Source organism: Vibrio japonicus, from assembly GCF_024582835.1.
Taxonomy (GTDB): domain Bacteria; phylum Pseudomonadota; class Gammaproteobacteria; order Enterobacterales; family Vibrionaceae; genus Vibrio; species Vibrio japonicus.
The window spans coordinates 582,655-598,527 of record NZ_CP102096.1 but is presented as its reverse complement, the minus strand read 5'-3'; the positions used below and the strand labels follow the sequence as shown (position 1 = coordinate 598,527).

Below are 15,873 nucleotides of genomic sequence, written 5' to 3'. Positions count from 1 at the left end.
TTAAAATTCTTTTTGTATCCAATTACGCAAACGACCAAACAATCCGGTTACTGAAGAGCGAGCTGGCTCGTTATATTCAGTATCTTCGTTGATTTGGCTATCTCTTGCGTAATGAAGTAAACCAACTGCCGTAGAATGATACGGCTCTTTTACATAATCCGTTAAGCCACTCACCTCTAAAGGTTTGCCGACTCTAACTTGGTTGCGGAACACACGTTCCGCACACTCTACCACACCATCAATTTGAGCAGCGCCTCCGGTGAGCACAACTCCTGCTGCCAGGTGATGCTTAATACCTTCAACACGCAGTTTATCTTGAACAGTATCGATAGTTTGGTTAACCAGCCCCATAAGCTCAGTATAACGAGGCTCAATGACTTCTGATAGGGTCTGCCTTTGTAAGCTTCGTGATGGTCGCCCACCAACGCTAGGAACGTTAACCGTGTCATCCTTGCTGACTAACTCACTTAGTGCGCAGCCATATTTCACTTTTATCTCTTCCGCGTCACTTACCGGGGTACCAAATGCAAACGCGATATCGCTCGTAACAGCGTTACCTGCGTAAGAAAACACTTCGGTGTGTCGTAGCGCACCACCAGTCCATATGGATACATCCATAGTACCAGCGCCGATATCTACCACACATACGCCCAGCTCACGTTCATCTTCAGTGATAACTGCATTACTCGCCGCTAAGCCGGAATAGACTAGATGTTCAACTTTAAGTCCACAACGCTCAACCGCTTTAATAATGTTTCTTGCCATATCATTATGACAAGAAATCAAGTGCACGCTAACTTCCATGCGCACACCTGATAAACCTAGTGGATTTTTGATTCCCTCTTGGTAATCAATGGTAAATTCTTGCGGAATAACATGCAAAATGCGTTGTTCGTCACCAATTTTAATCGACTTCGCAGTATGAATGGCTCGATCCATGTCTTCCTGAGAAACTTCTTCGTCAGAAATGGTGCCCATACCTTTTTCAATTCTGCTAGCGATGTGACGTCCAGAAATGGAAATATACACATTACTGATCTGGCATTCTGCCATCAACTCTGCTTGGTCTACCGCTCTTTGAACCGATTTAACTACCGATTCAAGGTCGTTTACTCCACCTTTGTCCATCCCGCGGGATGGGCTGCTACCAGCACCAATAATATTGATTTGACCATCAGGCAATACCTCGCCTACGAGAGCCGATACGGTTGCAGTGCCTATATCAAGACCAACAATAATGTTGTCATCAGCGGTCTTAGTCATCTGTGTTCTCTTGTTCTAACTCTTCATCTGGGAACCATCCGATAGAGGCTCCCGTATCATACCTGAGGTCAATGTAGCTCACCCTTTCAGCTGAACTACCTAAATTCTTATACAATGTAAAGAAGCGCTCGATTCTCTCTTCTGAAGACTCTTTACCTAATTCAAGGCGAATCCCATTATCCAGAATGATCTGCCACGCACGCCTATCATTGAGCACTAAAGAGGTGATCGATAAGTCTAATGCTTTAAATTTGGGCTCTAGATCACGCCAAACCGATAATACTTCTTGGTTACTACCTTCAGGGCCATAGAGCTTCACTCGCTCACCTTCTAGTTCACCAACATCACCGTTGAATGGTTCCCCAGCGCTATTTAGCAGAGCATTGCCATTCCAAATTGCTTCTGCTTCATGCTCAGTTAAGAAGACTTTGACCGTGTCAGGCCACTGCTTACGGATTGAAGCATGAGCCACCCAAGGGATGGACTCAGCGACATTTTGCAAGACGCTGACATCCTGAGACATAAACGTTCCGACATGATCCAAACGAGCAAAGGCTTGTTGGACGTCATTCGCCGAAACATATCGCAACTCCCCTTGGAGCGCAATTTTAGACAGAGGAAGACGTTGATCATCCCACATCCATGAAACGGTAGAGTGTAGGATCGAGCCAATTAACAATAAAACCGCTAGTAAGAACACGCCACCATAAGCGTGATCACGCACTTGCGGACTAAAAGTTAAACGAGGGCCTTCATTAAAAGCACTTTTAATCAAAGTCCATAGTCCTTGCTGTTAGCTTGTTAATTATTCCTAATCTCAATGTACAATAGAGGTAAAGCACTTACTTTAACCTTCGGATTATACTGGTGAGATCAAAAGTATCAAACATTCAAATTAAGAAATATCCACATTAAATACGATAAATGGGCGAATTCACAAAAATCGCAACTTTGCGATTAAGCATTTTTCATCTTATCGATATTTAACTCAAAAGCCTCAAGCTGTTTGGCTACTTTACCAACATCACCGGCACCTTGTGTAAGCAGTAAATCGCCATCTTGTAAAACATTGGCAAGAATTGACGGTAATGCCTTGTTATCTGAAACAAAAATCGGATCTAATTTCCCTCTTCCACGAATGGTGCGACACAGCGCTCGGCCATCTGCACCTGGAATCGGTTTTTCACCAGCTGCATAAACATCGAGCATGATAAGTACGTCAACCTGATCCAAGACATTAGCGAAATCGTCATAGAGATCACGTGTACGACTGTAGCGGTGAGGCTGGAAGATCATAACCAATCGCTTGTCAGCCCAGCCATTGCGTGCCGCTTGAATGGTTACATCTACTTCTGTTGGGTGATGGCCATAGTCATCAACTAGCATGACTTGTCCGTTACCCGTTTCGAATTCTCCTAAGTGATCAAATCGGCGACCTGTACCTTGAGTCCCCGCCATCGCACTTAAGATAGCTTCATCTGAAATATCATCTTCTGTCGCAACAGCGATTGCCGCTGACGCGTTTAGGGCATTATGACGTCCAGGGATATTCAATGTGATATCCAAATCGGCTTTACCTTTTCGGATAACAGTAAACTTGCCTTGTTGTCCTTCTTGACGGTAGTTGGCGATTCGCACATCTGCATCTTCAGAGAAACCGTAGGTAATAACCTGTCGACTAATCTGTGGAACCAACTCACGGACAACAGGATCATCAATACACATGATTGCCTGACCATAAAATGGTAGGTTGTGGAGAAAATCGATAAACGTTTGTTTCAGCGTCTCGAAATCACCACCGTATGTGTCCATGTGATCAGCTTCAATATTGGTCACGATGCTGACCATAGGTTGAAGGTGAAGGAAAGAAGCATCGCTTTCATCCGCTTCTGCAATCAAGATGCGGCTAGAGCCCAAACGAGCATTGGTTCCCGCACTTTTGACCAAACCACCGTTAACAAAAGTAGGATCAAGCCCTTCTTCTGAGTAAATCTGTGTGACTAAAGCCGTTGTCGTCGTTTTACCATGCGTACCTGCGACAGCGATTCCATGACGGAAACGCATCAACTCTGCCAACATTTCAGCTCGACGAACAACAGGAATTCGCGCTGCTCGAGCCGCTTTGATTTCTGGGTTGTCTTCATTGATCGCGGTGGATACCACCACCACACTAGCTTGCGCGACATTCTGTTCCTCGTGTCCAATGAAGATGGTTGCACCTTTTTCAGAGAGGCTCTGAGTCACTGCATTTGCTGCAATATCTGAACCGGAAATCTGGTAGCCTTCATTGAGCAGTACTTCTGCGATGCCACTCATTCCTGCACCACCAATACCAATAAAGTGGATGCATTTAACACGGCGCATTTCTGGCACCATTGCTCGAATTTGAGCTAAGTCTTGTGTATGTTGAACCGTCATTTGTGTATCTCGTTATTTTGTTAGCGCAATGATAGCGTCAGCAACCACTTGGTCAGCATCCAGTTTTGCCGCTTCTCTGGCTTTATTCGCCATCGACATAAGCGTCGAGCGATCTAAAGTCCGAATTTGAGCGGTCAACTTGTCTACCGTGAGTTCTTGTTGCTCAATCATTTTCGCAGCACCACACTCTACAAGGTGGTCAGCATTTAACGCTTGCTGTCTGTCTTTGTGCATAAAAGGAATAAAAATAGCGCCGACGCCCGCTGCCGATACTTCCGAAACGGTCAGTGCGCCAGATCGACAAACCAGTAGATCGGCCCATTGATAAGCTGCTGCAACATCATCGATGAACTCAACGACCTCAGCATGTTCGACATCCTGCTTAGAATAGGCACTTTGCACTTCTTGTTGGTTGTTTTTGCCCGCTTGGTGACGAATCTCGTAGCCTTCACCCAGTTTTGACATCACCTCAGGCAAAGTTCTGTTCAAGATTTGCGCACCTTGGCTACCACCCATGACCAAAATTCGGATGTTTCCATTTCGGTTACTCAGCCTTTCTCTAGGAGGAAGAATGGAAACAACATCTTCTCGTACAGGATTTCCCACGACTGGTGCATTCGAAAATGCGCCTGGAAATGCTTGAAAGACCTTTTTGGCGATCTTTGACAACCATTGATTGGTCAAGCCTGCAACCGCATTTTGCTCATGCAACACCACTGGAATACCTAACAACCACGCCGCGATACCACCGGGGCCACTAACATAGCCACCCATGCCTAAAACAGCATCTGGCTTCCAGCGTTTCATGTGCGCTTTAGCTTGCAAAATAGCATTAATGATCTGAAACGGAGCCTTAATCAAACGCCCTAAACCTTGGCCTCGGAGACCTTTGACTTTAATAAAATCGACCTCAATACCATGCTTTGGTACGAGTTCAGCTTCCATACGATCCGCGGTGCCTAACCAGCGAATATCCCAGCCTTGTTCTTGAAGCTTTTTTGCAACAGCCAATCCTGGGAATACGTGCCCCCCAGTGCCACCAGCCATTACCATTAATTTTTTATTTTCTTTCATCTGTTTCTATCTGTTCGTTTTCCACATCTTCAGCGTCAACGTCAGCCGTTAGTCGGCATTCATGGTCTATTCGCAATAAAATGGATACCGCGACAGCCATAATTATTAAGCTCGAACCACCATAACTGATAAGCGGCAATGTTAAACCTTTCGTTGGTACCATACCTGCGGCTGCACCAACATTGATCAATGTCTGAAAAGCAAACCAAATACCAATACCAAACGATAAATAACCGCCAAACTGCTCGCCATTCTCGAAGGCTTTTCGTCCGATCATAATGGCCTTGATGACCAAACTAAAGATAAGGACCAGAGCAAGCACCACGCCCACAAAACCAAGTTCTTCTGCAAGTACTGCAAACACAAAGTCAGTATGCGCTTCGGGCAGGTATTCTAGCTTCTGTATCGAGTTACCTAACCCTTGACCAAACCACTCACCACGTCCAAATGCCATCAACGATTGGGTGAGCTGGTAACCACTACCGAAAGGGTCTTCCCAAGGATCAAGGAAAGAGGTCACACGTCTCCAGCGATACGGCTCAAAGTATATAAGCGAGGCGACTGCAGCCAGACCAACCACCATGAGCGCTATGAACTGCGTCAGTTTCGCTCCGGCAATAAACAACATACCAAACAGCGTCACCAACATAACGACTACAGTGCCCAAGTCAGGCTGAAGCAGCAGCAAAAATGCTAAAGTGGCAAACACAATGATCGGTTTAATAAAGCCGCTAAAAAAGCTCGACTTAACCTCTTCGCTTTTTCTGACCAAATAACCAGACATAAAGATAAACAGGGAAAGCTTCGCGACTTCTGCTGGCTGCAAGTTAAACAGTCCTAAAGGTATCCAACGCGATGCACCATTCACGGACTTTCCGGCTACTAACACAACAATTAATAAGCCAACCGAAATGAGCAGCAGCCACATACTGTGCTGGAACCACCGTTTGAGTGGCACCTGCACGACCACAGAAGACACACCTATAGCAAGCAAAAGAAAGACTGCATGGCGGAACATAAAGTGGAATGGTTGATCCGTTAGTCGAGAACTGATTGGGAAAGAGGCCGACGTCACCATCACAAGTCCTGTCAGCATCAATCCAAGAGAAATCCACACCAGTTGTCTGTCAAACAGTGCTTCTGGAGAGGCAGTTGTTATCCAACGCTTTATACGGCCAAAAAGGTTCTTTATATGCATAGTTTCCGACGAAATTAGGCGTAAGTCTTTGCAAGTTCAGTGAATGCGTCACCACGAGCCATAAAGTTGCTAAACTGATCGAAACTGGCACACGCAGGGGAAAGTAATACCATATCTCCATTCTCCAACTTTGGCGATACCCACTCCACGATCTGCTCTAATGTATCAAAGCGACGCGCGCTAGGATGGAGAGACATAAATTGATCGCCATCTTCCCCAAAGCAACACAGCTGTAAATCTAAAGTAGAGAAAACCGGTGCCAATTCAGAGAAATCTGCGCCCTTACCAACACCACCTACCAGTAAATAGAGCTTTCCTTGCAAGCTCAGGCCTGAAAGTGCTGCCAAGGTACTAGCAACGTTGGTAGCCTTAGAATCGTTCACCCACTTAACACCATGATTATCCGCAACTATCTGGCAGCGATGTGTCAAGCCGTTGTAAGACTTGAGTGCATTCATTCCCTGCTCAACATCAATGCCAGACTCAAGCAACAATGCTAACACCACTAGTACGTTTGCTACGTTGTGTCGACCAACCAGTGTCAACTCATCCGTCGCCAATAATGGTTTTCCATTTCGGCAAATAAACTCTCTGCCCTCAATATCTGCGACGCCAAATTGCGTGGCTTGTGTCAGGCTAAATTCAACCAGATTGTCCTTTGTATTCTCAGGATAAGTCGCTCGGTCATCAGCGTTCACAATGCAGGATTCAGCATGATCAAAGATACGAAGTTTAGCTTGGCGATAATCTTCCATGCCTTCATATCGGTCCATATGATCTTCAGAAAGGTTGAGAAATGCTGCTGCCTTTAGGTTAAGCGAGGAGGTCGTCTCCAGCTGAAAGCTCGAAAGCTCCAGAACGTATAGATCAGCGTCTTCATTTAACAGCTCCAACGCTGGTACTCCGATGTTACCACCCACTCCCACTTTCAGACCTGTCGCTTTCGCCACAACCCCGGTCAGATCGGTTACGGTGCTTTTGCCGTTAGAGCCAGTGATCGCAATAACCGGCTTCTCTACGCTCCAAGCGAAAAGCTCAATATCACCAACAACAGGAATGTCTGCGGCCAACACTTGCTGAATTTCAGGCGTCGCCAACGCGATCCCCGGATTTGTCACAACCAAGTCAGCCGCGAGCAACCATTCTAGATTCCAGCCCCCTGAATGCAGTTCTACCCCATCAGGCAACGCATCTTGTCCAGGTGGATTCTCTCGTGTATCAATGACTTTAATCGTTAATTCGTTAGGCAATTTTGCCAGGTATTTAACGACAGAGAGCCCGGTGATACCGAGCCCTACTACAACGACACTATGAATATTTTGCCAACGATCCATGGTCATAAAAATTTTTATCCTTAACGTACTTTTAGCGTCGCTAAACCAATCAGAACAAGAACAATAGAGATAATCCAGAAACGAACAATCACTCGAGGCTCTGGCCAGCCTTTCAGCTCGTAATGATGGTGGATAGGTGCCATACGGAAGATGCGCTGACCACGCAGTTTGTACGAACCTACCTGCAAGATAACTGACAATGTTTCCATAACAAAAACACCGCCCATAATGACAAGAACAAACTCTTGACGGACCAAAACCGCAATCGTACCCAGCGCGCCACCTAGAGCCAGAGAACCTACATCGCCCATAAAGACTTGTGCTGGATAGGTGTTAAACCACAAGAAACCCAAACCAGCGCCTACAATCGCAGTACATACGACAACCAGTTCTGATGCTTCTGGCACATATGGGATATGTAAGTAGTTCGCAAAGTTAACGTTACCCGTTGCCCAGGCAATCGCAGCAAAACCGGCAGCCACCAAAACGGTCGGCATAATTGCCAATCCATCAAGGCCATCGGTTAAGTTAACGGCGTTACTGGTGCCAACTATCACGAAATATGTTAGTACGATATACATCAAGCCCAGTTGCGGCATAATGTCTTTAAAGAATGGCACGACCAATTGTGTTGCTGCTGTATCTTTACCATGGGCGTATAGCGCAAAAGCCACAACCAGTGCAATTGCGGACTGCCAGAAGTATTTCCAACGCGCAATCAGGCCGTCTGTGTTTTTACGTACCACTTTACGGTAATCATCCACAAAGCCCACCGCGCCATAACCAATAAGAACAGCCAAAACCGCCCATACATAAGGGTTGGACAAGTCCGTCCACAGCAGTATTGTGGTGACAATCGCAGTTAGGATCATGATACCACCCATCGTTGGTGTACCACGCTTACTGAAGTGCGACTCGGGTCCTTCGTTTCGAACGACCTGACCAATCTGCAGCATTTGCAAGCGACGAATCATGCGCGGGCCCATCCATAAAGAAATGCCCAATGCGGTTAACACGCTAACAATCGCTCTGAATGATAGATATTCGAATAAGCGGAAGAATGAAAAATATGGCTGTAGAAGCTCTGCAAGCCAAATGATCATGAATACATCTCCTTTAAAGCGCCAGCTATTTTACTCATACCCGCACTGTTCGCCCCTTTGACTAATAAAGTCTGAGGTTCTTGGTGCTGATTTAGCTGGAGCTTAATAAACTCAATCATACTCTCATGAGTATCAAAGTGCGTACCTTGGCAAACATCACTGATTGCTTTTGCATCAGCGCCATAAGTCAGCACGTGTTCAAATTTGAATGGGGCAGCATGTTCCCCGACTTGGCGGTGAAGTGCAAGACTTTCCTCGCCTAACTCGGCCATATTACCCAAAATTAACCAACGAACCCCTTTAAAGCCACTGAGTAGATCAGCGGCGGCTTTCATAGCGGGCACACTGGCGTTATAGCTGTCATCAATCAACTTAACGTGATCACTGAGATTCACCGCTTCCACTCGGCCTTTCACCTTACCCAAACTGGCAAGACCGAGCTGGATCATTTCCATTGTTGCGCCGAGTTCCAAAGCCAACGCAGTCGCAGCTAACGCGTTGGCAACGTTATGCTGACCAATGATATTCAGCTTCATGGCACATTCGGTTTCAGATGTAACAAGGGTAAACGATGCTTCTCCATTGTCGTTCACAGTAACATCACGAGCAAAGAAATCAGCATTGGCATCTGTCACGGAGAATGTTTTCACCGATTTATCAGCCAGAATCTCTTCCCAATACGCACCACCATTGCTATCAAGGTTTACGATGGCTACTGAGCCAGATTGCAAACCCTGGTAGATTTCACCTTTTGCCTGTTTGACGCCGTCAATAGAGCCAAAACCTTCTAAATGCGCCGCGGCTACATTGTTGACTAGAGCAACATCTGGCTGAACAAGCTGAGTAGTGTAAGCAATCTCACCAATATGATTTGCCCCGAGTTCAATCACAGCAAAATCATCTTCAGGCGTTGAGCGAAGAAGCGTTAACGGTACGCCAATATCGTTGTTGAAGTTACCTGCGGTAAAAAGCACCTGACCTTTTTGTGCCATAATGCTTGCAACCATCTCTTTTACCGTTGTTTTACCGCAGCTTCCGGTAATTGCTACGGTAGGCGTCTGGCAAACTTGATGAACAAATTTTCCGATGAGCCCTAACGCAATCTTCGTATCTTCAACCAGTAGTTGGGGGATATCAGCATCAATCGACTTACTGACAAGCAAAGCACTCGCACCTGCTTCAATTGCAGCGTTTGCAAAATCGTGCGCGTCAAATCGCTCTCCAACTAAAGCCACAAACAAAGATCCTGAATCAATGGTTCTGGTGTCTGTAGAAACTTTATCAATCGCCACATCTTGACCAATAAGCTGTGCATCCAATACGTCAGCCAGCTGAGATAACATTAAGGTGATCATAACGTCGCCTCCAGTAACTGCTGTGCAGATTCTCGGTCAGAATAGTGAATGGTTTCGGTTGCAAGCACTTGATAATCTTCGTGGCCTTTTCCGGCAAGCAGGATAATATCGTCCTCGCTACCCTGCGACACTGCATGTTGCAACGCTTTGAATCGGTCATGCTCTACCACGGCTTTTTCCGGTTGGCTCATCCCTTCCAGCATGTCATTCACAATGCGTTGTGGTGATTCGCTACGCGGGTTATCGTCGGTGAGGATGACTTGGTCAGCCAGTCGCTCTCCAATCTCAGCCATCATCGGGCGTTTGCCTGCGTCTCGGTCACCGCCACAACCAAAAATAGCCCAAAGTTTACCTTTACAATGAACTCGCAAAGCCAACAGTGCTTTCTCTAGAGCATCGGGGGTATGCGCGTAATCAACCACAACTTTTGCTTTCCCCTGTGCTTTAAAAAGCTCCATTCTGCCTAAAACTGGCGTCAATAAATGGGCAGTCTCAATCAGACTTTGCTTATCAAAACCAAGCGAGAGTATCGTCGTAAACGCAACCAAAACATTGCTGGCATTAAACTCACCAATCAGCGGTACTGATAGTGAACCTTCGCCATAAAGTCCGGAAAACGTGAGGGAGATACCTTGCTCTGAATAAACGACGTTGGTAGCGAAGACCGCTCTTTCCGTATTCAAAGGCTTGAGCGAAACAGACATAGCATTATCAAGCTGCGCAGCCCATTTTTGTCCGACTGCATCATCCACATTAATGACTGCAGTTTCACAATGATGTTGAGTAAAGAGTGATAACTTTGCTCGCTCGTACTCTTCCATTGTTCCATGGTAATCGAGATGATCACGGCTCAGGTTCGTAAATACACCCACTTTAAATGGCAGTGTTTTTACTCTTCCTTGAACCAAGCCATGGGACGAAATCTCCATTGCCGTGTAATTTGCGCCAACGCTTTCCAATTCCGACAAGGTGTGCTGAATTTCGATTGCGCTACCCGTCGTATTGGCAGCAGGTTTCAATGCATCCAGAAAGCCATTACCCGTCGTTCCTAATACCGCTGCTCGTTGCTCGACCAGTTCAAGCCACTGAGCAATCAACTGTGTAATGGTGGTTTTTCCATTGGTGCCAGTGACACCTATCAACTGCATCTTATCAAGCGGATAGAGCTGCCCTGCCAATGCAGAAAGCTCATGATTTAATCCGTTAATATACACGACAGGAACACCATGAATGGTTTCGATAAAAGCGTGTGGTCGTTCTTCGTCTGCTTGTGCAATCACGGCATTAGCACCAGATTCAACGGCCGACGATATATAATGACGACCATCAACCGCGTGACCTTTCACAGCGACGAAAGTAACACCTTGAGTCACTTTTCTGCTGTCTAACTCTAAGTGAGAGATAGCGAGGTCGCCATAACGGGAAGAAGATAAATCTACCCATGGCGAAAGTAATGTCGACAGTGTGATTTGTTTAGACATAGAGCGTCTCAATTATTTCTCTTTAAATCTGTTCTCATCAGGGGCTACGTTGAGTATTTGCAGCGTCCCCTTTAATATTTCAGCAAATACCGGTGCAGCGACCGAGCCACCATAGTAGTTGTCACCTTGAGGTTCATTGACAACGACAACCAGTGCGACTCGTGGATCACTTGCAGGTGCAACGCCAGCGGTGTAGGCAAAGTACTCATCACCATAACCACCAGCAATCGCTTTACGTGAGGTTCCTGTTTTTGCAGCAACTCTATAGCCAGGTACAGTAGCTCTCGTCGCTGTACCGCCCGGTTGTGTTACCGTTTCGAGCATGGTGAGCACTTTACGAGCATTCTCTCGGCCTATGACCTGTTTCGAAAAATCCTGCTCGTTGTTTTCAATAATATGAATCGGCTGATACTTACCTAAATTACCCAAAGTGGCATAAGCGTGGGCAAGTTGAAGCGGAGTGATCGTCAAGCCGTAACCAAATGAGAGCGTTGCAATCTCAAATTTTGACCAGCGACGTCGATTTGGGAAAATACCTTGGGTTTCGCCAATCAGATTCAAGCCCGACACTTCACCAAACCCAACGGAGCTATACATCCCAAGCAAGGCTTCCAATGGCATATCTAACGCCAGCTTTGCCACACCAATGTTACTCGACTTTTTAAGAATCGTCGTTAAGTCTGCCTTACCCACTTTTGACGTATCTCGCACTCGGCTTCCACCAATCTGCATGATACCTCCCCCCGTATCAATCACGGTTTTATCATTCGCGATACCTTGCTCTAGTGCAGCCAGAACCACGAAAGGCTTTATGGTCGAACCCGGTTCAAATGCATCTGTAATGATTCGGTTACGCATCTTCGCCGACTGCAAGTCAGAACGATTGTTTGGGTTGTAGGACGGCGCATTGACCATCGCAAGTACGGCCCCTGTTTTCACATCCAAAACCACTGCCGAACCCGATGTAGCTCGGTAATCAGCGACCGCCTGCTTAATAGCTCGATACGCAATCGCCTGAATGCGCTGATCAACGGTCAGTTCCAGAGGCTTACCCTCTTCCCGTTCTTCTAGAGAAATATTCTCGACCACTCGACCATATCGATCTTTACGGATAATTCGCTTACCTGCTTCGCCTGTCAGCCATTTATCGTAACTTCTCTCAACACCTTCAAGGCCATGCCCATCAATACCCGTCACACCCACTAAGTGTGCACTGACTTCACCGGCAGGATAATAACGACGAGACTCCGCTTTAAGCCCGATACCAGCCAGCTTAAGCTCACGTATGTAATGCGCCATTGCCGGACTGACCTGACGCTGAAGATAGATAAAACGACGAGATTTGTTTCCGTTGATTTTATTAATGAGATCATCACGCTTTAAACCCAACACGTCTGCTAGCGCATGCCAGCGATCGATGTCTTGAAGTCCACCTTGCTTAAATATCGTCACCGGATCCGCCCAGACCGCTTCAACCGGAACACTGACAGCAAGCGGCTCACCATTGCGATCCGAAATGATTCCACGAGCAGAATGGAGGGTCTTCGCCCTAACAGATCGCAAGTCTCCCTGCTTAATTAAATTATCAGGCTCAATGATTTGGATGTAAGCAATACGTCCAACCAACGCCGCAAAGGCAGCAAAGACGCAAAAGAGAACCACGTAAAAACGCCAACGAATCAGCGTTTGTGGCTGCTCGACATCTTGTTTTTTTACTGGAGTGATTTTTTTAGTGCTCATGGGAGATGAATAATGACTTCTTTGTCGGATTCAGGACGCTGCATTTCGAGGTCCTGTTTGGCTATCGCTTGAACACGGCTATGCTCAGCTAATGCGGTTTCTTCAAGAATCAAGTTACGCCACTCGCCATCTAGCCTCTCGCGCTCTACTAAGGCTTGGTCTTTTTCAGTTACAGCCTGTCGCGTATGGTGCGTGGTAAACACAACCCCCATCGCACTAGTAAAGATCAGCGTAAGTAATACTAGTGGCACTCGACCTACTGTAACTAGGTCGAATGCAATCACTTTGGCTAAATTATGCTTTTGCTTACTCATTGGTTACTAGAGTTTTTCTGCGATACGTAATACTGAGCTTCGAGAACGAGTGTTAAGCTCAATCTCTTGTTTAGATGGTTTAATTGCTTTCCCAATGGCTTTTAGATTCGCACTTCCAAGGGCTTTAATCTGCTCTTCGGTTAGCGGAATACCATGAGGCACTTCCGGTCCCTTACTCTCTTTACGAATGAATCGCTTAACCATGCGATCTTCCAGTGAGTGGAAGCTGATTACAGATAATCGCCCTTCAGGTGCAAGAATACTTGCAGCGCCTTTAAGTGCGGTATCAATCTCTTCTAATTCGCTGTTGATGTATATCCGAAAAGCCTGAAAAGAGCGGGTCGCTGGATGTTTTTTCTCTTTGAAGCTTTTTGGAGCCGCATCAGAGATAAGTTTGGCTAATTGACCTGTACGAGTGAGAGGTTCGTTTTCTTCATTTTCACGATAAGCCACGATCGCTTTCGCAATGCGACGCGCGTGCTTATCTTCACCAAACTCACGAATCACCCAAGTGATGTCATCAAGATCCGCTTCCATCAGCCATTGGGATACAGGAATTCCGGATGTCGGGTCCATACGCATGTCCAGCGGGCCATCTTTCATAAAACTAAAGCCACGCTCCGCATCATCCAACTGTGGGGACGAAACGCCAAGGTCAAGTAGCACGCCATCCACCTTACCAATAAGATCATACTCTTGTGCGTAGTCAGCCATGCCTGAAAATGGGCCATGAATAATGGTGAAACGCGGGTCATCTATCGTTTTTGCTTCCGCGATAGCTTGTGGATCACGGTCGATACTGAACAAACGCCCATTTTCACCTAACTTAGACAAGATTTGGCGGCTATGGCCACCACGACCGAATGTACCATCGATGTACGTACCGTCAGGCTTAATGGCCAATCCATCGATAGATTCATGAAGTAGTACAGAAATATGTTTAAATGCTTCGGTCATAGTCATCTCGTTTCAGCTTCACCTAGCTAGGCTCCTCAGTGTACCCGTTTCAAAGGTTATCGCCACCTCATTACGCGGCAACACGTGATTTTGCGCTAAGTTTAATGCTTACAAAGTAAATTAGGTCAATAAAAAGCAAAAAACCCATCATAACGATGAAGTTACGATGGGTTTCGAATAGGTGGAGCCGACATGTAAGCCGGGTTCTGTTCCGCTTGCGCGGTGGTAGCCATTCGTCTAGGCCAGCAATCGCTCACTGGCTCAAGCAACCTACCCGCCTCCTTACGCGAGCAACGCAATGTGGAGGCCTATTTGGTCTTGCTCCGGGTGGAGTTTACCCTGCAACGAACTATTGCTAGCCGTCCGGTGCGCTCTTACCGCACCCTTTCACCCTTACCTGTTCCCTTACGGGCCATCGGCGGTCTTCTCTCTGCTGCACTTGTCGTAGGCTTGCGCCCCCCAGGCGTTACCTGGCACCCTGCTCTATGGAGCCCGGACTTTCCTCCCCTTTGTCAGTCTCCCGAAGGACGTCAACGTCAGTCTCCCAAAGGACTTCAACGTCAGTCTCCCGAAGGACATCAACAAAGCAGCGACTACCCAGTCAACTCCGAGGGCGGATTGTATAGAGATTAACGGGATGTGTCTAGCGAGATCACAAATATGATGAAACAAGCGCTTCGATTGACGATTTTTCGACCACTCCTAGTCCATAAACCTCAGTTCGGAACAATTTAAGCCATTCAGGCGATTAATCTAGATTGTCCAATCCCCACTTGTACAACGCGTTTTTCTTTAAGTTGTAAATTTCTGCCGTCATTGCAGCGGCTTTTTTAAGAGGAAGTTCTTTGGTCAGTATTGCTAGAGTGCGCGTTACTTCATCTGGCAATGCGTTGCCTTCATTGCTCGAACGGTAGCCATGAACCAATAACGCCATCTCGCCTTTTTGTTGGTTTTGGTCCGCCTTAACCCACTCCACCAATTCACCGAGCGGCATCCCCTGAATTGTCTCGAACGTTTTTGTGAGTTCACGAGCAAGCACAACTTCTCGCTCTGGACCGAGGATATCCAGCATATCGTCCAATGAATCTACGATGCGATGTGGCGACTCATAGAAAATACACGTACGTTCTACTTTTGCGATCTCTAAGAATTTGTCTTTGCGTCCTTTACTTTTTGCAGGTAAAAAGCCTTCAAAGCTAAAGCGATCCGATGGCAGACCTGAAGCACTTAAGGCCGTAACAACAGCACAAGCGCCAGGAAGAGGTACCACTTTAACACCTGCTTGACGACACTGAGTGACAAGATGGTATCCTGGATCACTAATCAGTGGCGTCCCCGCATCAGAAACAAGTGCAATTGAGTTACCAGTCAGAAGTTTATCAACTAATACTTGCGCTTTTTGCTGCTCGTTATGATCATGTAATGCAAATGTTTTAGTATGAATCCCAAAATGCGACAATAGCTTACCTGTGTGGCGTGTATCTTCTGCGGCTATCATGTCAACATTGGAGAGCACGTCTAACGCACGTTGAGTGATATCGCCTAAATTGCCAATTGGAGTAGGCACGATGTAGAGAGTTGGGACCTCGGGTGGTAAGGTTTTGTTATCTGTCATTTGTTTACCATCACTTCAACG

At 46.5% G+C, this 15,873-nt stretch carries 13 protein-coding genes and 1 other RNA gene; all 14 read right to left on the bottom strand.

Annotated elements, in window-relative coordinates:
* Entirely contained in the window at positions 1-1,263 is a 1,263-nt protein-coding gene (gene ftsA, locus NP165_RS02850) for a cell division protein FtsA (RefSeq protein ID WP_257084831.1), read from the bottom strand.
* Positions 1,256-2,038 (bottom strand): cell division protein FtsQ/DivIB, encoded by a 783-nt coding sequence (locus NP165_RS02845; protein ID WP_257084830.1) that lies wholly within the window; start codon positions 2,036-2,038, stop codon positions 1,256-1,258. The genes ftsA and NP165_RS02845 overlap by 8 nt, the downstream gene beginning before the upstream one ends.
* A 182-nt stretch (positions 2,039-2,220) precedes the next feature.
* A complete protein-coding gene (murC, locus tag NP165_RS02840) occupies positions 2,221-3,681 on the bottom strand; it encodes a UDP-N-acetylmuramate--L-alanine ligase (protein WP_257084828.1) in 1,461 nt (486 codons plus the stop codon).
* A 12-nt stretch (positions 3,682-3,693) separates the two neighbouring features.
* Entirely contained in the window at positions 3,694-4,755 is a 1,062-nt protein-coding gene (gene murG / locus NP165_RS02835) for an undecaprenyldiphospho-muramoylpentapeptide beta-N-acetylglucosaminyltransferase (RefSeq protein WP_257084827.1), read from the bottom strand.
* Positions 4,742-5,953 carry a cell division protein FtsW gene (gene ftsW, locus NP165_RS02830; RefSeq protein ID WP_257084826.1) on the bottom strand — a complete coding sequence of 404 codons (1,212 nt, stop codon included), beginning with the start codon at positions 5,951-5,953 and terminating at the stop codon, positions 4,742-4,744. Before ftsW ends, murG begins: the two co-directional genes overlap by 14 nt.
* A gap of 14 nt (positions 5,954-5,967) precedes the next feature.
* Positions 5,968-7,293 (bottom strand): UDP-N-acetylmuramoyl-L-alanine--D-glutamate ligase, encoded by a 1,326-nt coding sequence (gene murD / locus NP165_RS02825; RefSeq protein ID WP_257084825.1) that lies wholly within the window; start codon positions 7,291-7,293, stop codon positions 5,968-5,970.
* Between the two features lie 14 nt (positions 7,294-7,307).
* Positions 7,308-8,390 carry a phospho-N-acetylmuramoyl-pentapeptide-transferase gene (mraY, locus tag NP165_RS02820; protein ID WP_257084824.1) on the bottom strand — a complete coding sequence of 361 codons (1,083 nt, stop codon included), beginning with the start codon at positions 8,388-8,390 and terminating at the stop codon, positions 7,308-7,310.
* A complete protein-coding gene (locus tag NP165_RS02815) occupies positions 8,387-9,745 on the bottom strand; it encodes a UDP-N-acetylmuramoyl-tripeptide--D-alanyl-D-alanine ligase (protein ID WP_257084822.1) in 1,359 nt (452 codons plus the stop codon). The genes mraY and NP165_RS02815 overlap by 4 nt, the downstream gene beginning before the upstream one ends.
* Entirely contained in the window at positions 9,742-11,226 is a 1,485-nt protein-coding gene (murE, locus tag NP165_RS02810) for a UDP-N-acetylmuramoyl-L-alanyl-D-glutamate--2,6-diaminopimelate ligase (protein ID WP_257084821.1), read from the bottom strand. Before murE ends, NP165_RS02815 begins: the two co-directional genes overlap by 4 nt.
* A gap of 12 nt (positions 11,227-11,238) precedes the next feature.
* A complete protein-coding gene (locus NP165_RS02805) occupies positions 11,239-12,966 on the bottom strand; it encodes a penicillin-binding transpeptidase domain-containing protein (protein WP_257084819.1) in 1,728 nt (575 codons plus the stop codon).
* Positions 12,963-13,280, bottom strand: coding sequence for a cell division protein FtsL (ftsL, locus tag NP165_RS02800; protein ID WP_257084818.1), 318 nt, complete (start codon positions 13,278-13,280; stop codon positions 12,963-12,965). Before ftsL ends, NP165_RS02805 begins: the two co-directional genes overlap by 4 nt.
* A gap of 6 nt (positions 13,281-13,286) precedes the next feature.
* The gene (gene rsmH, locus NP165_RS02795) at positions 13,287-14,237 is read right to left on the bottom strand and encodes a 16S rRNA (cytosine(1402)-N(4))-methyltransferase RsmH (RefSeq protein ID WP_257084817.1); all 951 of its coding nucleotides are present in this window, start codon (positions 14,235-14,237) and stop codon (positions 13,287-13,289) included.
* A 179-nt stretch (positions 14,238-14,416) separates the two neighbouring features.
* Positions 14,417-14,846, bottom strand: an RNA gene (rnpB, locus tag NP165_RS02790) — RNase P RNA component class A.
* Positions 14,847-14,985: 139 nt separating this feature from the next.
* Positions 14,986-15,852, bottom strand: coding sequence for a 16S rRNA (cytidine(1402)-2'-O)-methyltransferase (rsmI, locus tag NP165_RS02785; protein WP_257084816.1), 867 nt, complete (start codon positions 15,850-15,852; stop codon positions 14,986-14,988).
* Positions 15,853-15,873: the final 21 nt, after the last annotated feature.